General features: G+C 52.0%; 15 protein-coding genes. 3 read left to right on the top strand and 12 right to left on the bottom strand.

Features of this window, described 5'->3' with window-relative positions; all coding sequences use genetic code 11:
- Window positions 1-12: 12 nt before the first annotated feature.
- The gene (locus tag NI000_RS26495; RefSeq protein WP_253414372.1) at window positions 13-7,815 is read left to right on the top strand and encodes an SDR family NAD(P)-dependent oxidoreductase; all 7,803 of its coding nucleotides are present in this window, start codon (window positions 13-15) and stop codon (window positions 7,813-7,815) included.
- 54 nt (window positions 7,816-7,869) lie between these two features.
- Here NI000_RS26495 and fabZ read toward each other — a convergent pair whose 3' ends face one another.
- Both fabZ and NI000_RS26485 read right to left on the bottom strand, forming a co-directional pair.
- Entirely contained in the window at window positions 7,870-8,295 is a 426-nt protein-coding gene (gene fabZ, locus NI000_RS26490; protein ID WP_036691017.1) for a 3-hydroxyacyl-ACP dehydratase FabZ, read from the bottom strand.
- A 114-nt stretch (window positions 8,296-8,409) separates the two neighbouring features.
- Window positions 8,410-8,562: a hypothetical protein gene (locus NI000_RS26485; RefSeq protein WP_253414371.1), complete on the bottom strand. Its 153-nt coding sequence runs from the start codon at window positions 8,560-8,562 to the stop codon at window positions 8,410-8,412.
- Window positions 8,563-8,570: 8 nt separating this feature from the next.
- On the opposite strand from NI000_RS26485, the gene NI000_RS26480 reads away from it, so the two are divergent.
- Window positions 8,571-9,344, top strand: a complete 774-nt coding sequence (locus NI000_RS26480; protein ID WP_253414369.1) for a hypothetical protein — start codon at window positions 8,571-8,573, stop codon at window positions 9,342-9,344.
- Window positions 9,345-9,453: 109 nt separating this feature from the next.
- Entirely contained in the window at window positions 9,454-10,071 is a 618-nt protein-coding gene (locus NI000_RS26475; RefSeq protein ID WP_301292706.1) for a TniB family NTP-binding protein, read from the top strand.
- Between the two features lie 715 nt (window positions 10,072-10,786).
- Here NI000_RS26475 and NI000_RS26470 read toward each other — a convergent pair.
- The 10 genes from NI000_RS26470 to NI000_RS26425 form a co-directional block, all read right to left on the bottom strand.
- Entirely contained in the window at window positions 10,787-12,232 is a 1,446-nt protein-coding gene (locus tag NI000_RS26470; RefSeq protein ID WP_253414367.1) for a flavin monoamine oxidase family protein, read from the bottom strand.
- Between the two features lie 153 nt (window positions 12,233-12,385).
- Window positions 12,386-13,615: a sulfite oxidase gene (locus NI000_RS26465; protein WP_309247934.1), complete on the bottom strand. Its 1,230-nt coding sequence runs from the start codon at window positions 13,613-13,615 to the stop codon at window positions 12,386-12,388.
- Entirely contained in the window at window positions 13,572-15,074 is a 1,503-nt protein-coding gene (locus NI000_RS26460) for a thiol-activated cytolysin family protein (protein WP_253414366.1), read from the bottom strand. The genes NI000_RS26465 and NI000_RS26460 overlap by 44 nt, the downstream gene beginning before the upstream one ends.
- 127 nt (window positions 15,075-15,201) lie before the next feature.
- Window positions 15,202-16,101 (bottom strand): LysR family transcriptional regulator, encoded by a 900-nt coding sequence (locus tag NI000_RS26455; RefSeq protein WP_253414365.1) that lies wholly within the window; start codon window positions 16,099-16,101, stop codon window positions 15,202-15,204.
- A 147-nt stretch (window positions 16,102-16,248) separates the two neighbouring features.
- The gene (locus tag NI000_RS26450) at window positions 16,249-17,787 is read right to left on the bottom strand and encodes an acyl-CoA carboxylase subunit beta (protein ID WP_253414364.1); all 1,539 of its coding nucleotides are present in this window, start codon (window positions 17,785-17,787) and stop codon (window positions 16,249-16,251) included.
- Window positions 17,788-17,817: 30 nt separating this feature from the next.
- Window positions 17,818-18,600 (bottom strand): enoyl-CoA hydratase, encoded by a 783-nt coding sequence (locus tag NI000_RS26445; RefSeq protein WP_253414363.1) that lies wholly within the window; start codon window positions 18,598-18,600, stop codon window positions 17,818-17,820.
- Between the two features lie 43 nt (window positions 18,601-18,643).
- Window positions 18,644-19,552, bottom strand: a complete 909-nt coding sequence (locus NI000_RS26440; protein ID WP_253414362.1) for a hydroxymethylglutaryl-CoA lyase — start codon at window positions 19,550-19,552, stop codon at window positions 18,644-18,646.
- A 22-nt stretch (window positions 19,553-19,574) separates the two neighbouring features.
- Window positions 19,575-19,787 carry an acetyl-CoA carboxylase biotin carboxyl carrier protein subunit gene (locus tag NI000_RS26435; protein ID WP_253414361.1) on the bottom strand — a complete coding sequence of 71 codons (213 nt, stop codon included), beginning with the start codon at window positions 19,785-19,787 and terminating at the stop codon, window positions 19,575-19,577.
- Window positions 19,788-19,804: 17 nt separating this feature from the next.
- Window positions 19,805-21,145 (bottom strand): acetyl-CoA carboxylase biotin carboxylase subunit, encoded by a 1,341-nt coding sequence (locus NI000_RS26430; protein WP_253414360.1) that lies wholly within the window; start codon window positions 21,143-21,145, stop codon window positions 19,805-19,807.
- Between the two features lie 14 nt (window positions 21,146-21,159).
- Window positions 21,160-22,299 (bottom strand): acyl-CoA dehydrogenase, encoded by a 1,140-nt coding sequence (locus NI000_RS26425; RefSeq protein WP_253414359.1) that lies wholly within the window; start codon window positions 22,297-22,299, stop codon window positions 21,160-21,162.
- Between the last annotated feature and the right edge of the window lie 34 nt (window positions 22,300-22,333).

The following is a 22,333-nucleotide window of genomic DNA, read 5'->3' as shown; positions in this document are numbered from 1 at the left end:
GAGTGAGGGAGCATGAGTTCCGGGATGACCAGAACTGAGATCAAAGAGATCCTGTTCGAGATCTTCGAACAGACCTTGGGTTTGGAACGCACCGAACTGGAGCAATCGGATACCTTCAAGGAACTGGGGATCGGATCGCTCAATGCGGTTGAACTGCTCGAAGCGATCAACGTCCGGTTCGACCTGAACCTGCCGACCAGCATCGTATTTGAATGTGCAGACCTTGAGTCTCTGGCGGTCTACATGGAAAAGCAGTTCCATACCCTCGTACAACCTGCAAAACAAGCACAGCCGACGGTATCGGCACCAACGCCGACACCGAAACCAACACCAGCACCAGCACCAGCACCGACACCCACTCCGCCCACTCGCGAAGTACGGGTCGAGACCGATGAGATCGCCATCATCGGTCTCTCCGTCCGGAGTGCCGGGGCGAGCGATCAAGAAGAATTCTGGAACCTGGTTCGCGACGGGAAAAAATGCATCAGCGAAGTGAGCGATCCGAAATGGCTGGAATACATCCAAGCCCATTCGTCCAATCCGTTTCCGATCAACTATGGCAAGATGGACGACATCGACCGCTTCGACCCGCTCTTTTTTAACATCTCGGCCATCGAAGCTGAGAAGATGGACGTCACCCAGCGTATTTTGCTGGAAGAAACATACAAGTCTTTAGAAGATGCCGGCTACACCCCGACGCAGCTGCGCGGGCAGCCCGTCGGCACCTTTATCGGCACCGCCGGTTCCTCGGCGCTCGCTCAAGATTTTTCCCATTATTCCATGCTCGGATATGACATCAGCATCCTCGCGGCTCGCATGGCGTACTATCTGGATCTGAAAGGGCCGGCGCTGGCGGTGAACACGGCCTGCTCCTCGTCGATGGTGGCGATCGACCTGGCCTGCCAGCAGTTGAAGAGCGGGGAGATCAACCTCGCCATCGCAGGCGGAATCACGGTCTACTGCCATCCGGGCTCGTTCATCTCCATGCACAACGCCGGGATGCTGTCTCCCAATGGCGAGTGTCGTCCGTTTGACGATGGAGCGAACGGCATCGTCGTCGGCGACGGCGTCGGGGTCTTGATTCTCAAGCGCCTCTGCGATGCCGAGCGGGACAACGACCACATCTACGGCATCATCCAAGGCAGCGGCACCAACCAAGACGGCCAGACCTCCGGCATCACCGCGCCGAGCTTCCTCGCGCAGAGCCAGCTGCAAGAATCGATCTACCGCAAGTACGAGATCGACGTGGAAGACATTCAATACATCGAAGCGCATGGCACGGGCACCAAGCTTGGCGATCCGATCGAGATTCACGCCCTTAACAACACCTTCCGCAAGTTCACGACTCAGAAAGGCTTCTGCGGAATCGGTTCGCTCAAGGCGAACATCGGTCACACGACGGCTGCAGCAGGCGTGCTGGGCGTGATCAAAGTCTTGATGAGCATGAAGCATGGAGAGATGCCGCCCTCCATCCAGTATGCACAGGGCAACAAGCACATCGACTTTGCCAATAGCCCGGTCTATGTCAACACAGCTCGTCGCGAGTGGACGCCCAATCGAAATGGCAAGCGCCTGGCTGCCGTCAACTCGTTCGGCTACAGCGGCACGAATGCCCATGTGGTGATCGAAGACTATCCCAATCCGTCGCGTGCGGTTGCAGCGCAGATCAACGAAGCGATGCCAGGTCTGTTCGTGCTGTCGGCCCAAAGTGCAGAATCGCTGCAAGCCAATGCCGATGCCGCGCTCCGCTACCTCCGCTCTCACCCGGACGTCTCGCTCCCCGACTTCCTGTACACCTACCAAGTGGCGAGAGAGAGCATGGCACAACGGCTTGCCATCGTTGTCAAAGACCGGGACCAGCTGATCGGCCAGCTCGAACGCTACCTAGCAGGGGCCGGCAAGTCTGGAGAAGTCTTCGTGGGCACCGTCGGCAAGAACGGCAGCGTCAACGGGATCAATCCGGCCGACACCGAAGAGGGACAAGCGTTCCTCCTGAGCCTGTTGCACAACCGCAAGCTCAAGACGGTTGCAGAACTGTGGGTCAACGGCAACCGGATCGACTGGGAAGGGCTCTACCCGGCGGGGACGGTCAAGCGACTGACCGGACTGCCGACCTATTCGTTTGCACAAGAGCGCTACCCGTTGCCTGCTTTTGAAATCGTGCAGACAGGCTTCGGCAAGCAGGCAAAATCTGCCGTCAACGCCTTGCATCCGCTGCTCCATCGCAACACGTCAGACCTGACCGAAATGCGCTACAGCACCATCTTCACCGGCGAGGAGACCTTCCTTCGCGATCGGACGGTGCCGGAATTCGCCCTGTTGGAGATGGCGCGCGCGGCTGTGGAACAGGCGTCCGGCGCTCTGAAGGAAGGTCTCACCCGCCTTCGTTTGCAAAATATCGTCTGGGAGTCGCCGCTCGCAGTGGATGCTGACGGGTCGCAGGTGCACATCGCACTGTACCCGGCCGCTAATGGCGAGATCTCCTTTGAGATCTACAACGACGAGGAAGAGTTGCACGCATCAGGAAGCGCCGTGCTGACAGAGGACGAAGCGCCACTCCTCGATGCGTCCACCTTGCAGGAGCGGGGCGCGCGCGTCACGCTGCCGATGGTGCCTTCGCAGTTTCTGCTCCATCCGCACTTGCCGGATGCCGTGCTGCAAGGGAGTGTGCCCGCCACCTTGCAAGAGGTCGCGATCTATGCCCCTTGCCCCTCCTCCATGTGGGTTGTGGCAGACGACGGCAACTTCACGTTCTGCGACGAACAAGGCAAGGTCTGTCTGCAAATCAGCGGTCTGCAAACGCAGAAGAACCGCCCGCAAGCGGTCTCTCCATCCGCCGAGCCGTTTGCCTTGATGACCTTTGAGGAGATCTGGCAAGAACAAGCTCGAAACAACCACGCGCCGTCCAACTTGAACACGCTGCTCTGCTTCCTCTCGAATGCGGAGGCTCAGCGTGCGGTCGTGGAAGCGGTGCAGGCGCGAAGTCCGCAGACGCAGGTCCTTTTCGTCGCGCAAGGGACATCCTGCCAGCAGGCGCTCCGCAGCGTCCAAGAACAGCAGGGGGAAGTTGATGCTTTGCTCTACCTCTGGCCGCTGGAAGACGCTTCGCTCGTGGAGGACACGAAACCGATCCTCGACATCGTACAAGCCCTTGCGACGACGAAGCTTAAAGCCAAGAGCCTGATGCTCGTCGGCCAGCACCGAAATGCGACCGAGCGTGCGTTCCTTGAATCATGGATCGGCTTTGAGCGCTCCTTGGGCTTGGTGCTCCCGGATACCCGAGCGGCTGTCGTGATGCAAGAAGCCGGGGCCGTTTCCTTGCAGGAGAACATGCATCTCCTTCTGGACGAGCTCAATGCTTCCAAAATCGAAAGCGTCCTCTACCAAAACGGCAAGCGCCACGTCTGCAAGGTACAGCCGACCCGCATCCAAGCCGGCTCTTCCACCTTGCTGAAATCGGGTGGCACTTACCTGATCACCGGCGGGCTCGGCGGTCTGGGCTACCTGCTCGCCGAGCATCTGGCTGGCAAACACCCGGTCAACCTGATCCTGACCGGGCGCTCGGCGCTCGATGCTGCCAAACAGGCGAAGATCGAAGCGCTTGAAAAACGAGGCAGCCGCGTCTTCTATCTGCAAGCGGACGTCTGTGACCGCACGCGTATGGAGGCGGGGCTTGCAGAAGCCCGGTCGCAGTTCGACCGTGTTCACGGCGTCCTGCACGCAGCCGGCCTCGTCAGAGCCGAGAGCATTCTCGACAAGGATGACCGCCGGTTCCAGCAAGTGCTCGACCCGAAGATCAAAGGAACGCTTCTGCTCGACGAACTGCTGCAAGGGGAGCCGGAACTTGATTTTACCTGCTACTTCTCCTCTTCGTCGGCGATCATCGGGGACTTCGGCTCGTGCGACTATGCGATTGCCAACCGCTTCCAAATGGCCTATGGCGAGCTGCGCAACGGGACAACATTCGTCATCAACTGGCCGCTTTGGAAAGCCGGGGGCATGCATTTTGAGAAGAAAGAAAACACGGAAGCCTACTTCAAGACCAGCGGGCAACGCTTCTTGGAAGTGGAAGAGGGCCTTGCGATCTTTGACCGCATCCTGTCGCAGAACCGCACCCAGCATCTTGTGATGGTCGGCCAGCCGAGCCGCATCGAACGTATGCTGGGCCTCGCGAAGTCGGCAGCGCCCACTCCGGTGCCAGTGCATTCCGGCAGCAACACCTCTTCCGGCAAGGGAAGACGTCCGGAGATGAAAGGATTCACGCTCGAACAGTGCGTGGAGTGGGATCTCAAAGAGCAGATCAGCTCCGTTCTCAAGATTCCGCGCACCAAACTGGACGTCGAGGAGAACTTGGCCGATTTCGGGTTTGATTCGATCAGCTTGGCCGAGTTTGCCGGTTTCCTGTCGAAACACTACAGCATTGCCGTGACGCCCGCCTTGTTCTTTGAGCATTCCACGATCAGAGCTCTGACCCAGTTTTATGCGGTCACACATGGGGAGGCAATGCGGGACTTCTACCAAGAGCAAGCGGCATCCGCACCGGCGATCGCGGCAGCACCTGTCGCTCCAATCGTCAGCACCCCGTCCAAGCGCCCTTCGCGCAAAAAGACCGGCAAGGCGCGATTCGCGGCCGGAGGAGCGGTGCGCAGTGCGCAGGAGCCGATTGCCATTGTCGGGATTAGCGGCAGATTCCCGCAGGCGAGCAACGTGCAGGAACTGTGGAAAAACATCCGAGACGGGAAGGAAGCGATCACGGTCGTCCCGTCTGACCGCTGGGACTGGCGGGAAGAGAAGGGCATGGGCAAATGGGGCGGATTTGTCCCGGACGTCGACCGCTTCGATCCCTTGTTCTTTAAGATCTCGCCCAAAGAAGCGGAGTACATCGATCCGAAACAGCGCCTGTTCCTGCAGGAAGCATGGCATGCGTTGGAAGATGCCGGCTATATGGGCGAGCGCATTCGTGGAACCGCATGCGGCGTCTATGTCGGGGTGGAAGAGGGAGAGTACGGGTTCTTGGCCGGAGAGGACAGTCCGCTGAACAGCAACCAGAACGCCACGCTCGCGGCCCGCATCTCCTATGCGCTCAACCTCAAGGGCCCGAACATGGCGATCACCGCCGCCTGCTCGTCCGGTCTCGTCGCGATTCACCAAGCCTGCCAAGCCCTGCGCCAAGGCGAATGCGACATGGCGCTGGCCGGCGGTGTCAGCCTGTTGATCTCGCCGATGATCCACAACGGCATGGGCAAGCTCGACATGCTCTCCCCGGATGGCACCTGCTTTGTGTTCGACGGGCGTGCAAATGGCCTGGTGCCGAGCGAAGCGGTAGCTGTCGTCGTGCTCAAGCCGCTGAGCAAAGCGCTGGAGGATGGCGATCAGATCTACGGCTGCATCAAGGGCAGCGCCGTCAACTACGACGGCCAGACCAACGGCATCACCGCGCCGAGCCCTGCGAGCCAAGCAGACCTGCTTCATCAAGTCTACAAGCGCTTCGGCATCAACCCGGCCGACATCCAGTATGTGCTCTCCCACAGCGTCGGTTCCAGATTGGGAGACCCCATCGAGGTGCAGGCGCTCACCAACGCCTTCCGCCGACACACCGACCGGACGCAATACTGCGCGCTCAGCTCGATCAAGCCGTTGATCGGGCATACGTTCGCCGCATCCGGCGTCGTCAGCTTGATCTCCATGCTGATGGCGATGAAAGAGCGGACGATTCCGGCTCTGCACAACTATGAGTCGAGCAACGACTACATCAACCTGACAGACAGCCCGTTCGTGATTCATACCAAGAACAGATCGTGGACCACGGCCGATGAGCGCCCGCGCCTCGGTGCAGTCAGCACGACCGGCATCAGCGGCACGAACGCGCATCTTGTGGTCGAAGAATACATCCCGGCGCAGCAAGAGGCGGTCGATCACGAACCGACGGATGCACCGCAGATCATCGTCCTCTCCGCGAAGAATCGCGAGCGTCTGGACGAGGTTGCCGCACAGCTGCTCGCGTTCCTCGAAGCCGACGAGAGCTTGAAGCTGCCTGACATCGCGCACACGCTGCAAGTCGGCCGTGACGAGATGGAGGCGCGACTTGCGATGGTGGTACAAAGCCGCGACGAGCTGATGCAAGGTCTGCGAGGCTATTTGAAAAAAGGCGACGCGCCCATCGCGCTCTATCTCGGCGACCTGAACGAGTCTCATTCCGAGATCCTCGATCTTCTGGCCGGGATCACCGGAGAGACCGTTCTTCGAGCCTTGCTGGCAGAGAGCAATCTTGGAAAATTAGCCCTCTACTGGGCGAAAGGCGGCAAGATTCCTTGGGAAGCGCTGCAAGGCGGAGCGTCCGCCCGTCGCATCTCCTTGCCGACCTATCCGTTTGAGCGCCGCCGCTGCTGGCTGACCGCTCCGACAATCGCAAGACGAGAGCTGGCAACGCAGAGCCTGCCAGCAGTCGCTGCAGCTTCTGCTTCCGAGGCGGTTCCCGTCTGTGAGGAACAAGACCTCGCCATCGCGGAGGATCTGCAGGAGCGAGTCATCGGCATCATCTCCGAACTGGTGGGCCTCACGCCTGCGGAGCTGAAGGTGAACAAGCCGCTCGACCACTACGGGTTTGACTCGATTCTGTACATGCAGCTGCTACGGCAGATACAAACGCAGATCGACCCGTTCTTCTCCTTCGTCAAACTGAGCGAATGCCGATCGATGGAAGACCTGATTCGAGAGCTGGTCCCCAATGGGGCGACCAAGGCGAAACCGAAAGCGGAGATCGTGAGCCAGACTCCCGCACCGCCGCAAGCACCGCTTGCAGCACCGCCGGCCCACAAGCCCGTGCAGACCAGCTTGTCGCAGTTCCCGGAACTCGTCCTGCTGAACCAAGCCACGGAAGGTCGTCCGATCTTCTGGATGCACGGGACGGCAGGCGGCGTCGGCATCTACTCGATGATCGCCAAAGTGAGCAACCGACCCTTCTACGGCATCAAAGCGCGTGGTTGGATGAGCAACCGCACCCCGATCCGAGGCATCTACGCGATGGCCGCGTATTACGTGCACATCATTCAGACCGTGCAGCCGGAAGGGCCGTATGACCTCGGCGGCTATTCGCTCGGCGGCCTCCTCGCCTACGAAGTGGCCCGTCAGTTGCAGGAACTGGGGCAAAAAGTGAACTCCATCATGTTCCTCGACACCTTGTATTCGGACAAAATCTACACCAAGACCATGTTGCCGGAAGCGATGTTCGATAGAAAAACCGCGATCCTGCAATCGTTCAACATGACCCTGCTCACCGAGATTCAGCACGAGCCGGAGAAGATTCCGACCACATTGATTCACCGTGATGATCTGGACCCGACGCTCTCGGATGAGGAATATTCCAAGCAGTTGCTGACCCTGGCCCGCGAGCGCGGCTACAAGCGCACGGAAGACTACCTGAACACCATGATTCAGAGTAGTTCTGACGTGCAGGAAGCGTTCGACCGCAGCGGATTTACCATCTTGCCGTTGCCCAATCCGCAAGAGGTCAGCGCCTATTTCTTCCGCAACAAAAGCGGCTCGTTCCTCGGGGCGCTGGAACCGTACTTCAATGTCAAGACGAGCCCCGTATTCGACCAAGGGGATTATTGGACCGAATTTGAACGTCAGATCGACGATTTCCACCTGTTCGACATCGACTCGTCCAACCACATGATGCTGCTCTCGGAACCAAAAGCAGCTGCGTCGATCCTTGCCTTCTGCCAAGAGCTCTACTCTGCATTCGGCCTGGCACCGACGTTCCTTGAAACGTTTGCCCACGAGCATCGCAGTCTCGTCGGCACCACTTCATAACGCCAAAAAGGGATTCTCACGCGGGTCGTGAGAATCCCTTTTTTTTCTTCAAAATTAGTCTTTTTTGATCGCGAAGGTCAGTTCCGCTTCAGCGGCCAGCTCGCCGTCGACATAAGCGACGGCCTGTCCTTTGCCGATGACGCCTTTGAGTTTCGTGATCGAGACTTCGATGCGCAGTTGGTCGCCCGGAACGACTTGGCGGCGGAAGCGAGCACCGTCAATCCCGGCCAGGAAGGCGATCTTGCCTTTAAAGTCCGGCACGCTCAACATCGCGACGCCTCCAACCTGTGTCATCGCCTCGACGACCAGCACCCCCGGCATCACCGGAAATCCTGGGAAATGCCCTTGGAAAAACGGTTCGTTGATGCTGACATTCTTGATCCCGACCGCCTTTTGACCTTCCTCAACCGATTCAATTCGATCGACAAGCAGGAACGGATAGCGATGCGGCAACGTTTCGAGAATTTGGTTCGCGTTCATGAACGGATGCCCTCCTTTTATACGATATCTGGTAATGGATATGAGTATTATAGCATTCACAAGAAGAGAAAAGAAGGCATGAGGGAGGACAGGCCCGCGTTCAGGTCTTTAGGCTTAGATCGTCCGAAAGTACCGTCCCCAATGAGGTCTCCGTCCGTCGAGATCCACAAAATCATAGACCTCCGACAGCCCCCACGCACTCAGCGTTTGCCCGGCAAACCGCCCGACATCGGGGTCGCAGATGAGCGCCCGAATCGCGCGCGCCACATACCGCGATGAAGCCGCTGCATATTCACAAAAAATTTATAGATGCCTGTAAAGAAAAGAACATACCACTTACACAGTATCCCTTTAATACTGATCGTTTGGGGATACGCTCGTTGTATCGTTACTTAAGGAAATTGAATCTAAAATATTTTAGCAAAGCATCATCAAGACATGGTTACGATGCAGAGCAAAAATCGAGAAGCAGCGGCATAGGGGAGCAGAACCATCCTGTGACCAGAACTCCATTTCAAAGAGTTCAATTTGATGCACATCGGATTGACGGCGTTTTTGCTATTGAATTAGTGACGCCTGATGGAGACATCGTTGTTAAAGTTTTGGAACGCTTCTGGATTTTAACATTGATTGATGTCGCCACTCGATGCGTTATTGGTAAGGCGATTAGCTTAAATAAGGAATATAGCGCGAGCGATGTTATGACTTGCATTCGAAACGCCATAATGCCTTACCTGCCAATCACGCTTGCCATTGACGGGTTATCGTTTAATGAGAACGGCGGTTATCATTCAGAGGTTTTCCCGGAGCTGGAATGGGCTGTTTTTGATGTAATATGTTTCGATAATGCGAAATCTCACTTGGGTAATTTAGTTAAGGACCGACTAAGAAGTAAGAATTTACCAAAAGATCGTAAAGATGTATTGGAACAAGTAATTAAAACAAACGAAGCTCTGGATAGAGCTCGGCAGTTGGTCAGGGAAGAAAAGGACAAACAGTCAGGCAGCATGGAAGATTTTCTATCAAAATACAGGACAATTACCTTTTAAGCTGATAAGTTAGGGAGGGAAAGGCATGAATAGACCAGTGATTCCAGCAGGAACTCATCCCATTGAACAAGGGGGATATATCCTTCCTACTATGGAAGTAAAATGACTTATGGAGAGTTTGACCAAAATCGTAATTAATCGGCTTCCAGGCATGATCGTGTACGGAAGACCACGGATTGGTAAAAGTAAATCCATCGAATTTGCATTAAACTATTTGCCAATGCAATTGGGGACGCTCTTTCCGATTTTGAGGACAAAATGTAGTAGCTATCGCGTACCAACCGAAGAAAAGTTTTTTGGAGATATGCTTTCAGATTTAAAATTTCCATTTCCAGCGAAAAGAAATCCATCTGCGATGCGACAACAAATCGTAAATCTGATGTTAGAGCAGGGCGAACGATCCAGGATGCGCCGAATCATGCTTGTGATCGATGAGGATTTCATGTTTTTACGATATTCTGGCACAAAAGGAATTGGAAAACCCTTTTTGCAACTATCAGTTCTCCGGTCATTAGATCGTTTTGCAGAGAGAGTCAATATAATTGACGAAAATGGAAGAAGATTCCATTTTAAAGCAACAGCTTTTAAACATAGATTTGGTCTTAAGATCATGAAAGCTGGACTAAATATGGCACAAGTGCACCAATTAATTGCGAATGTAACCTCAGAGATGCCAATGATCTATGCAAGAAAAATCTTAAAGGAATCGCTACAAAATAATGGGTAGTTCCCAAAGGCTATAATAAAGTTAAGAGACGACGTAAAACTTTAAAAGAACAATCGGAATACATTCTTGTCATTTATCGGTACAAATTCTTGTCATCCGACAGGCGCGTGGGGTGTAACTCGAGGTATTAAACAGTTTATAGACATATGTACAAAATACGGGTTTTGTGAATATGTAATATAGAATCGATTTGGATTTTAATGTTTAATGCCTTTTTACTGTTTTTTTAATAATGACTCACTCTAACCGCTATTTGGTTTTTTAGCTTTCTCAAAAACCAAAAATAAATTAAATAATGTTATGAAAATGTGTACCAGCTTATTTTTAAACATTTGATTGAATTAATGCGCCCCGTGGAATTTTAGGCTGAACCTGTTTAACGAAATCGTCTTTCTTCCAAAGCACCATCGTGACCTGAAGCTTGCTTCTTGTACGCTTTAAATTTTGGTAAGTCTCTCAAGGCACTAGTTGCGATTTTCCACGAGCCGGAGCTATTTTGATAAAAGTGCCACCGGCCCAACCGGCCAAATTGGCATTATTCATGTCAAAACCATATTGCCCGACGGCGTTGTCCCGGGCTGAAATTTGTGGCAGCTCGCTCGCGTGAATGGAAATCTGCTGCCGGTTTATGAGAGAACATGCTCCACCCTCCCCTTCATCATAAAAATTACTATCAGATTACAACAGAAATTGATAAAATACCATTATTTACAAATTAAAAAAATCCTTGTTTTGGCAAATCGTTCACTTCAACCGCGACCCGAATGCCGGATTCAATCGCCCCTTGTAACCAGCCGTGGGTAAGGCTTGTATGTTCCCCGGCGAAGTGAACACGTCCTTCAGGCATTGCAATAAATGGATGCAGCTCCGTTTGTTGACCCGGATTGAACATCGCCCAATCTCCGCAGGAATATGGGTTTTGGGCCCAACTATTGGAAAAGCCTCTCACAAATTCTCGATAAACGACATCCCCATGGATCGCTTTAAGGTTCATTAAGGCATACCGAATTCGCCCTTCGTTCGGTAGACCGTCCCACGACATAACATCTTCCCCCATGGTATAGCTCGCCAATAGGACAGCCGGCCCCGGTTCGCCGATTCCATGGCTAGGATAGTACGCGAACCGGATCGGCAGGTCCGTTATCGTTCTGCCCCCATGTTGGCCAGCCCTTTCCCAGAATCTGCTTTTGAATTCCAATCCGATTTTTGTAGCGGCGGAATAGTGCAGCTCTCGAATCGCTTTCCATTTCTGGTGCGAAAAAGAATGCCGGGGCTCTACTTCGACGAATTTCAGAACGGTAAACGGAATGGACACTATCGCAATGTCGCCGGATATGGAATATCGATCCGATGATTTTTCATCGACCGCTTGGATCGTCACCTCGTCCGAATGTTGAATAATTCTGGTTATTCTTCGCTGAAACAGGATGTCTTCTTGCAATTGTGGAATAAAAGCCCGTGGCAGCAGATCGCTGCCTCCTACAATCTCGTACAAGCGTTGCCGTACTAGTGGCATAAAAAATTGCAAAGTTCCCAGGAAAGCCTGCTGCATCAATCCTTCCAAACCGAGAAGTACTCCGATCATCTCGATCGCCCCCTCGGACAGTCCGGTTCCGAATGAATGAGGATAATATTTTAAGAAAGCGTACAGCGAATACCGATCGAATGTCTTAACGACCAAAGGCCAATGACGGACCGGGTCTTGATTGATGAAATCAAAGATGGGCCGTACCGCCATATCGAGCAATTGTTGGGCGGTTTTCCCCTTTTCATGAGGGGCGACCGGGTATTGGAGTACATCCGGCTGACGAAGGTAATTCGACAGCTTTGTTTTAATCCCGTTCACATAGATGATGTCATTGGGCGTTTCGTTAATAAACGGTTGAAGCGGCAGATTGAATTTCCGAATATACTCCATGACTAAATAGTGAAATTCGGGTATGCGCATCGCTCCTGCATCCAGATACAATCCGTTCGTAAACGGGGCCCGCAAAGTGTAGACACGTCCTCCGACCCGGTTGTCCGCCTCCAAGATTTTTACGTTATGCCCAACATCCTTCAGCAAGGAAGCGGCGACAAGCCCCGACAAGCCAGCACCTACAATTACGATGCTTTTGGGGACTGTTGATTTTCGGAGCCCGTGCCTGATCATTTCGATCATTTCGTTCGGGGAAAGTGAAGTTGGGATGGTTGAAGCACCTCCAAAGCTCTCTCAACTGAGGATGGCCGTCTCCCGCTCCCGCTCCGCGTACGGTAACGCAGCCCTCCCCCACGCTATCGCAACAGCTTTCGCTTTTGCGCCGATGTCCAATTCTTACTCTACCTTGACATGTACGACGGAACAGGCGTTATATCCGTAACCTTTTCGATTCCATTTGGCTGCTGCCGGTTGAACGGATCCGAATGAATCCGTCGCTCTCGACATAATCGTATATTCTCCTTTTTGATCCGCGATCCAAGTATAGTTCCAAAATGTCCAGCTGTACGCATTTTGCGACATGGGTTGAACAACAGCAGGTCTCCAATTCTCCCCTGCGTCCGTCGAGATCTCAACATTGCTAATGCAGCCTGTTCCTGTCCAGGCCAATCCGTAAATTTGATGCATCCCTTTGTCCAGCACACTGCGATTTAACGGTTGCTGAATGATGGAATTCACCTGGATTGTTGTAACGGGGGTTTTCCCTGTATCGCTGTCTTTTTCCGGATAATACATATAATCGATGTCTTGAAAAGGCCCGCTAAAGTGAGTACGAATGACGGTAATGCTTCGGAGCCATTTGACGGAAGCCATGGCGTACCATTGGGGTACGATTAACCGCAGCGGATAACCGTTCTTGTATGGTATCGGTTCCCCATTTAGCGCATAAGCAATTAACGTATCCGGATGCATCGCTTTCTCCAAAGGAAGGCTTCTTGCAAATACGAACTCTCCTTCCAGATCGGGGCGTCTCCCGGAATCGTGTCCTTCAAATACGATTTCCTTTGCGGACGCTTGCAGTCCGGTCAATCGGAGCAGGTCTCTTAACGGGACTCCTCTCCAGAGGCCTTGGCTAATGGCTCCACTTCCCCATTGTTCGCCAAATACTCTCGGTCGAAAAAGTCCTCTGTTGTTTCCTGCACACTCCAAAGGCACTGTCAATTCTTTAAACGGCATACGGAGCAGTTCTTCATATTGGAAGGTTCGAGGTCTTTGTACTTCCCCGCCTACACACAGCACAAACGACTGCTCGGAAATACGAGGATAAGGAAAATGATTTCTTAGATAAAAGTAGAATTCCGGCGTAATCGCTCCAGAAACAAAATGGATCGGATGTTCTTGAATCTCCGAAACCAATCCTCGAGTAATCGGATAAGGCTTTATGACAGGTGAATGCAATGGTACCACCCCAAACCAATATATATGAGGGTACCGTACAAATGATGATAAGGCGTGAATCGCTTCGCTTGCGGAGCCCAAAAAGAAAATCTCCCCAAAGGAATGGGAAGATTTGCAGAAATGACTAATGACTAATGGATGCTGACGGGTATAGCGTTGTTCCTCCAATCGAAACTTTTATATTGCTGGATAATGGAACGTTCGTTTCATCTATAATGGTTCTCCACCAGTCCCAGGCAAGACCTGTACATTCTTTTGCAAAAATTTTGATGTTCTTGGAATTAGGCGGAAGCGGAATCTCTGTCGAGAAATGCGCTGTTTTATCTCGACCGCTTCCTTCCCAAGTTCTATGAGTAATGAGTTCTTGTCCATTGGCATCAAATGTAAATTCGTCCCAAGACACTTCAAACTGAGCTACATATGCGCCACGATGATCCAGCGTTATTTTGCCTTTGGCATATTCCGTAGTTTTAGTCTCAATATATTCCGTGTTGTTGCGAACAGCGGCAATTGAATTATCTTTCAAAAAGACACTTGTATAGGAAATGGGGTAAGCCGGATTCTTCGTGCTAAATTGTGCATTGTCCTTAATTACATTTTGGATGACATTGAAGTCTTTCGTGACGATCTGATTATGCGTCTGTGCATCGCCGCCTAATACAACAGCAGTAAACGAACTGTTTTCATAAATATCTTTGTACTGTCCGCTAGCTTGGATGCTGGCATTCTGGAGCAATGCCTTAAATGCAGCTTGCACGTCACTGCTCTTCGAGGTTGTCTCCAATTTCACGTAAATGGTTCTGCCATAAGCTACGTTGGATACCATAAGCGGCGGAGCCTCTTTGCTTATCCCTTTACGGACTAATTCGGCAAATGTCACGTTTTTATCAAAAAGGTCCGATGGATTGTTAGGAAGAGCTGCACTTACGGTATAAAAGATTTGCTTATACGCAGCTACCATCACTTTTTTCTCGCCGCTTGCAACCGCATTGAAGTCGATTCCGAGCGTATTGTTCAGCACTTGAGCGTTCACATTAAGCGCGCTGGAAATTTGATTTTTGCTGTAAACCATAGATTCTGCATACTGTAACCTTGCAGGCAATGTATGAGTGCCCGAATACTTCTCAACCCAAGTCGACACTAACTGATCGACGGCACCAGAAACGCTGCTGTAAACTGGATTTGGAACCGAAATTGTATTTTCACTCTTCAACCCAGGCAAATCAATACTGATATTTAAAGGTTTTCTTGGGCTCATAATCAGGTCAGGCTGATTATCAGAAAAAGCCCGATTTGCAAGCTGTATTGCGCCTGGATAAGTGCGACTCGTCATCGAATCAATAATGGATATATCTACCGGTGAGGTTGCGAGTGATTTTTTCTCGCGTTCAACCACGATAAATTTACCATTGGTTTGGAGACCTTCTTTGGGAACAAAACTACTGATTTGATCACCTTTTACGGCCAAAACTTCATTACGATCATAATTTAGGCTCGCGATCCCGGCATCAATATCATGAAGTTCGTTTGCTGCAGCGAAGGAAATACTTGAATAAGTAAGCACATTTAAACTAACTAATAGACTTACGAGCACTCTCGTTCTTTTAACATGTTTTGAAATCTTCATAAAGGCCCCCTCCTTTTTTTGTAAAATAATAGCACTTGTATTAACTGTATCGGTATTTTGGCATGGAATTATTAGATTTCTAGAAAAATATACCAAACAAAAAAATCCGCGATATACGCGGATCTGTTCATAATCCCGGTTGTTCATTCGGCGGATTGGCCTGGATATAGGCAATAAACTCCCGGGATGCATAAGAAAGGTATTTATCCCGTGGATAAATAAGCGCCAGCTCCCAAGCCATCTGCGGATGGGAAATCGAAACGGTATGAACGGCAAGATGATGCAAACGGCTCGCCATCGATCTGGGGATCAATGAAATTCCCAATTGAGAAGCCACCATCTCGCAGCAGAAATCCCACAGGGAGGTCATATGAGCCACCTCGGGTTCGAACCCGGCCTGCAAGCATGCTTGCCAAACGACGTCATGAAGGGCGAATTCCTTGGTGAACAGAATAAACGGCTCATTCTTTAATTCGACTAAACTGACGGATGCTCTTCCGGCAAGCCAGTGTTGACTGCTTACGATGACAACCAGCTCTTCAGATAACAACGAAACCGTTTCATACAGCCGAGTGTTCACCGGCAGCACCGTGACTCCAAAATCGATATTTCCTTGCTCCATCTGCGTCTCTACCTGTTTCGCGCTGTATTCTACCATTTGAATCTCAATCCCGGGATATCTCTTCTTGAATCCGGCAATGATTTTCGGGAAAAGCAATGCGCTGATTGTAGGCATGATCCCCATTTTCACGGTTCCTCTTTGTACTTGAACCAGTTCATTAACAGAAGAAGCTAACTCGTCCAGCAACTGCAAAATGGTCAAAGCCTTCTCGTTAACCAACTTTCCTGTATCCGTGAGTACAATCTCCCTCTCGGAACGGTCAAGCAAAATAACGCCCAATTCGTCTTCCAGGCTTTTGATCATCTTGCTGATGGATGGTTGAGAAACAAACAGGACCTGCGAAGCTTTTGTAAAATTTTTATGCTTGGCCACCTCTGCAAAATATTGAAGCTGTCTTATATCCATCCGATCCGGATCTGCCTCCTTCCCCTATAGGCAAAGCGGTATCCAAACCATTCCTCCTCCGGCTCAAGATTATGATATGCCGTCCACGCAAAAAACAGCACCGACGCGTCGCTAAACGCATGGTGCTGTTCGGAAAATGCCGGCGAATTAAACCGGATATACCGGGTGCTTCCGCTCGGAGAAGACGACAGCCTTGGACGAATAAGCCTCGAATCGATTCACTAACTCGTCGCGTAACGAATTGGCCGGAACAATCCCGTCAATGATCATTTCGGAGGCTAGCCGGTAAATATCAATATCCTGCTTATATTCCTCCCGCTTTTGTTCGATAAAGGAGGCCCGCTCGTTTTCGGGGAGTTGGGCAATTTTATTGGCATAGACAGCGTTGACCGCCGCTTCCGGTCCCATCACCGCAATTTGAGCCGTAGGCAAGGCGAGACAGCAATCCGGTTCAAATGCAGGACCAGCCATCGCATAGAGGCCCGCTCCGTATGCTTTACGGACGATCACCGAGATTTTAGGTACGCTCGCTTCGGACATGGCCGAAATCATTTTTGCGCCATGGCGGATAATGCCTGCCCGCTCTACCTTGGTGCCGATCATAAAACCGGGGACATCGGCGAGAAACAGAAGCGGGATATGAAACGCGTCGCACAGGGTAATAAATCGGGCTGCCTTATCCGCCGAATCGTGAAACAGCACGCCTCCTTTCACCCGCGGCTGATTGGCAACGATCCCAACCGGTTTTCCGTTCATTCGGGCCAATCCCGTAATCAGTTCGCCGGCAAACAGCTTCTTCATCTCAAAGAATGACCCCTCGTCAATAATCCGGTCAATCAGGTCATACATATTAAACGGGGCATTCTGATTGGACGGGATGAGCTCTTCCAATGATTTCTCAAAGGATTGTGGTGCCGCTGCTTCCATCACCGGCGGTTTTTCGGAATAATTGGCGGGAAAATAGGAGAGGTATCGCCGTGCCATCGAAATGGCTTCTTCTTCGTTTTTGGCCAGCACATCACCGCATCCGGATACCGAGCAATGCATGCGCGCGCCGCCCATTTCTTCTAACGTAACCTTTTCTCCGATAACCATCTCCGCCATCCGCGGGGAACCGAGATACATGGATGCATTTCCATCCACCATAATCACGATATCGCAAAATGCCGGAATGTAGGCTCCGCCTGCAGCCGAAGGACCGAAGAGCAAGCAGATTTGGGGGATTTTACCCGACAATTTGACCTGATTGTAAAAAATACGGCCAGCCCCGCGTCGTCCGGGGAACATCTCGACCTGGTCCGTAATGCGGGCACCCGCAGAATCTACGAGGTAAATCAACGGCACTCTCATTTTGTCGGCCGTCTCTTGGATTCGAATGATCTTCTCTACCGTACGCGACCCCCAAGAACCGGCTTTGACGGTGGAATCATTGGCCATCGCACAAACGATTCTCCCGTTAATCTTTCCAATCGCCGTAACCACGCCATCCGCCGGAAGGTCTTCTGCCGCGCAGTTGGCAAATAACGCATCCTCCAGCTCGAAACCCGGATCAAACAATAGCTTCAAACGGTCGCGGACAAATCGTTTTCCTTGTGCCGCATTCTTTTGATGATAAGTCTGCGCCCCCCCTTGGAAGACCCGTGAAATACGTTCCTGCAGCTCCTCCGGCTTTATTTCCCTAGACATCCCCTATTCCTCCTTATCTCCAAAATGCTATTACTCGCCCTTAAATATGGGGGGACGCTTATTTTTGAACGCCTCCAGTCCTTCCAGGCGGTCCTTTGTCGGAATCGTGACTTCATAGGCATTTTGCTCAATCGCCAGCCCGGTGCTCAGATCCGCATCAAACCCCTTATCGATGGCGAACTTGGCCTGCGCCACGGCGACAGGAGCATTTCGAACAATTCTGCCCGCGATTTCCAGTGCTTTATCGAGAAGGGATTCAGGCGGTGTCGCATACTCTACCAACCCCATGTCCCTTGCCTCTTTGGCATCGATTTTTCTTGCGGTGAAAATGAGCTCTTTGGCGCGCCCCTTCCCGATCAGCCTCGGCAACCGCTGCGTTCCGCCAGCGCCGGGAATAATCCCAAGCGAAGTTTCCGTAAGGGCAAATGTTGCCGTTTCGGAGGCGATCCGAATATCGCAGGCCAACGCTAATTCCGCTCCCCCGCCAAAAGCGGCTCCGTTCACGGCGGCAATGACCGGCTGGGGCAAGGCTTCCAAATCATTGATGCACTCGCGAATCAAAGCAACCGTCCTGCGCACCTGGTTCACGTCCATGCCTGCGCGCTCTTTTAAATCGGCACCTGCGCAAAAGGCTTTCTCTCCAGCCCCTGTGATTACGATACAGCGAACAGACCGGTCAAATTTACATGCCGCAGCCGCCTCCCGCAATTGTTCCAGCATCTTGATCGATAGCGCATTAGCGGCTTCCGGCCGGTTTAAAGTGATGAGTACAATTCCGTTTCCGATGCTGGTGACTAATACAGTTTTTTCCATAGTCCCCCTCCTTCCCTGAACCGAACCCTGAGCCTGAGCCTGCCTATCCGTTCTCGTTCGGACCGCCGACCTGAAGATTACGGCTTGGTAAAGCTCTTCCGATCTTGTCCTGAATAAACCGGGCCGCGGAGAGCAGCTTTTCCGGATTTACCCCTGTTTGAATCCCCATTGCCTCCAGCATGTAAAGCAAATCTTCCGAAGCCACATTGCCCGAGGCCCCGGGCGCATACGGGCATCCGCCCAAACCGCCGACGGAGGCATCAAACGTCGTGATCCCCATGTCCATGGACACCAGAATATTAGCAAGCGCCGTCCCGCGCGTATCGTGAAAGTGCAGGGCCAGTGTTTTGGCATCAAAACGCTTTAAAAGAACATCCAATACATCTTGCACCTGCTTAGGATTTGCAATGCCGATCGTATCCCCGAGCGACAACTCGTCAATCCCCATGTCGAACAACGTTTCCGATACCCGGATCACCTCCTCGACGGAAACAGGACCTTCATAAGGACACCCGAAGACGGTTGACACATAACCGCGGACCGACTTTCCTGCGGAAAGAGCTTCTTGCACCACTTCTCTTAAGATAGGAAAAGTAGCGCTTATCGACTTGTTGATGTTCTTGTGATTATGGGTTTCGCTGGCGGACATAAAGACGGCCACTTCATCCACATCGGCTTCCAACGCTCGCTCCAGACCTTGACGATTCGGAACGAGGGCTGAATAAACGATGCCAGGCACCCGTTCGATTCCTTTCGCAACTTCAGCGGCATCTGCCAGCGCCGGGATCCACTTGGGATTCACAAACGAAGTGATCTCAATAGACTTCATTCCGGTGCCGGACAACTGGTTGATCCAAGCTATTTTATCCTCTGTAGAAACAAAGACCTTCTCATTCTGCAACCCGTCCCTCGGACCAACCTCTTTGATCGTTACATTCGCCGGCCAGTTCATTTCTCCGACCTCCAGCATGCGTTTAATCCAGCTCGATCAATAGATCTCCTTCATCCACAAAGTCGCCTTCGCTCACTTTTACTTCTTTTACCGTACCGCCGGAACTTATCGTGACCGGGATCTCCATTTTCATCGATTCCAAAATGGCCACATCTTGTCCCGCTTCGACTTGATCCCCTTGCTTGACCAGAATTTTGTACACATTCCCCGCCATAAACGCCACGATTTTGCCCACCTGAATAACCTCCTGTTTTACGATCGTAAATACTTATCGACGAAACCCGTTGATGTATCGCCTAAACGGAATGCGGGATGCGCGATGACTTCTTGCAGCATCGGGATGTTTGTTTTGATTCCCTGAACCTGATAATGGGCTAACGCCTCTTGAAGCCGGTCAATCGCCGCGTCTCGATCCTTCCCTTTGACCACGAGCTTGGCAATCATCGGATCATAGAAAGGCGTGACCACGGAGCCCTCATGTACAGCCAGCTCATGGCGGATTCCCGGTCCTTCGGGTATGGCAAACTTCGTAATTGTTCCCGGAGATGGGAAGAACGTCTTCGGATCTTCCGCGTAAATCCGCACTTCAATCGCATGACCGTCGCGTTCCACATCGGATTGGCTGAAATTCAAGGAATGTCCGGCCGCAATTCGCAGTTGCTCTGCAACCAAGTCCAAGCCGGTAATCTCTTCTGTAATCGTATGCTCGACCTGTAGACGAGTATTCATTTCAAGGAAATAGAAATTTTTGTTCCCGTCAACTAAAAACTCGATGGTTCCTGCATTCCGGTATCCGATGGATTGAGCCGCCCTTACCGCCGCTTCTCCCATTTTGCTGCGTGTGAGTTCATCCAAATAGGTGGAAGGAGCCTCCTCCACTACTTTTTGATGGCGGCGCTGAATGGAACATTCCCGTTCCCATAAATAGACGGTATTCCCGTAGGAATCGGCCAAAATCTGAATTTCGATGTGCCGGGGATTTTCCACAACCTTCTCTATATACATGGCCCCATCTCCGAAGAAATCTGTGGCGCGCTTCCGGTTCCCTTCAAATGCTTTCTGAATTTCCGATTCGCTGCGAACGATCTGCATGCCGATCCCGCCACCGCCGGCCGAAGCCTTGAGCATGACCGGATAGCCGATACGGCTGGCTGTCCGTACCGCTTCTTCCGCATCCGCTAACGGATAGGAAATGCCGGGGACGACAGGCACACCTGCCTTTTCCATGATACTCCGGGCTTCAATTTTACTGCCCATGCGGGAGATGACGTCCGCCGACGGACCGATGAATACGATACCGGCTTCCTCGCAGCGGCGGGCAAATTCGGCATTTTCCGAGAGAAGGCCGTATCCGGGGTGAATCGCGTCCGCGTTGGAAAGATGGGCGATTTCCAAAATTTTATCGATATTCAAGTAGCTCTCCGCTACTTTGGGACCTCCCACCCTGTAGACCTCATCTGCCATCTTGACATGAGGGGCCTCCTTATCCGCTTCCGAGTAGATGCAGACGGTGGCAATACCCAGCGATTTGCAAGTACGGATCACCCGGGAGGCAATTTCCCCCCGGTTGGCGATTAGAATCTTCTTGAACATAGAATCCATCCCCTTTAACAGCCGATCTGACGTGCAATCACCATACGTTGGATTTCCGAAGTGCCTTCCCCGATCTCCAAAAGCTTGGCGTCCCGGAAGAACCGCTCCACCTGGTATTCCTTCATATAGCCATACCCGCCATGGATCTGAACGGCTTGATCGCACACCTTCATGCACATTTCCGAAGCGAATAATTTGGCCATCGCCGCTTCTTTCTTGAAGCCTCTTCCTTGATCTTTTAGCCAGGCCGCTTTATACACCATGTTGCGTGCCACTTCAATCGTCATGGCCATGTCGGCCAGTTTGAATTGGATGGCTTGAAAGGCGGATAAGCTATGGCCAAATTGTTTTCTTACTTTGGCATATTGGAGCGATTTTTCGTAAGCCCCTTGGGCGATCCCGACCGCCATGGCTCCGATCCCGATTCTCCCACCGTCAAGCGTAGCTAAAAATTGCTTGAATCCGTTTCCTTCTTTCCCTAAGAGATTTTCTTTGGGAACGGCTACATTGTCCAAAACCAACTCCGTTGTATTCGAGGCGTGAAGACCCATCTTTTCGTAATTGCTGGTGACCGTAAAGCCCGGCGCATCTGTAGGCACGATAAACGCACTGATTCCATCCGTCCCTTTGGAGCGATCCGTTACGGCTGTGAGCGCCAGGTTTTTGGCAAAGCTTGCATTGGTAATAAAGCATTTGGAACCGGAAATAATCCACTGATCCCCTTGCCGCTTCGCTGTCGTTTGGGTTCCGCCTGCATCGGAACCTGCGTTCGGTTCCGTCAGTCCAAACGCGCCCAAGTATTCTCCTGTACAAAGGGGGATTAAGTATTTTTCCTTTTGCTCGTGCGTTCCGAATAAATGGATGGGCGCCCCGCCTAACGAAATATGGGCGGAATACGTGATCCCTGTGGAGGCGCATACCCGGCTTAATTCTTCTACCGCGATAGCAAAGCTTATGGTATCGGCTCCCCCGCCGCCATATTGTTCGGGAAAAGGCAGGCCCATGACCCCCAGCTTCGTTAATTTATCGAAAACATCCTCCGGAAATTGCTTTGTACGATCCCGTTCATCTGCGCCCGGAGCCACCTCGCCTTCCGCAAAATCGCACATCATCTTCTTGATCAACGCTTGCTCTTCGCTTAAATCAAAGTGCATGATTTCATCGCCCCTAACTTAAACATTCTGAGTT

The organism is Paenibacillus tyrphae (assembly GCF_024158745.1).
GTDB classification, from domain to species: Bacteria; Bacillota; Bacilli; order Paenibacillales; family NBRC-103111; genus Paenibacillus_G; species Paenibacillus_G tyrfis_A.
Note: the sequence above shows the minus strand (reverse complement) of the source record. Positions and strands in the feature narration are given on the sequence as shown.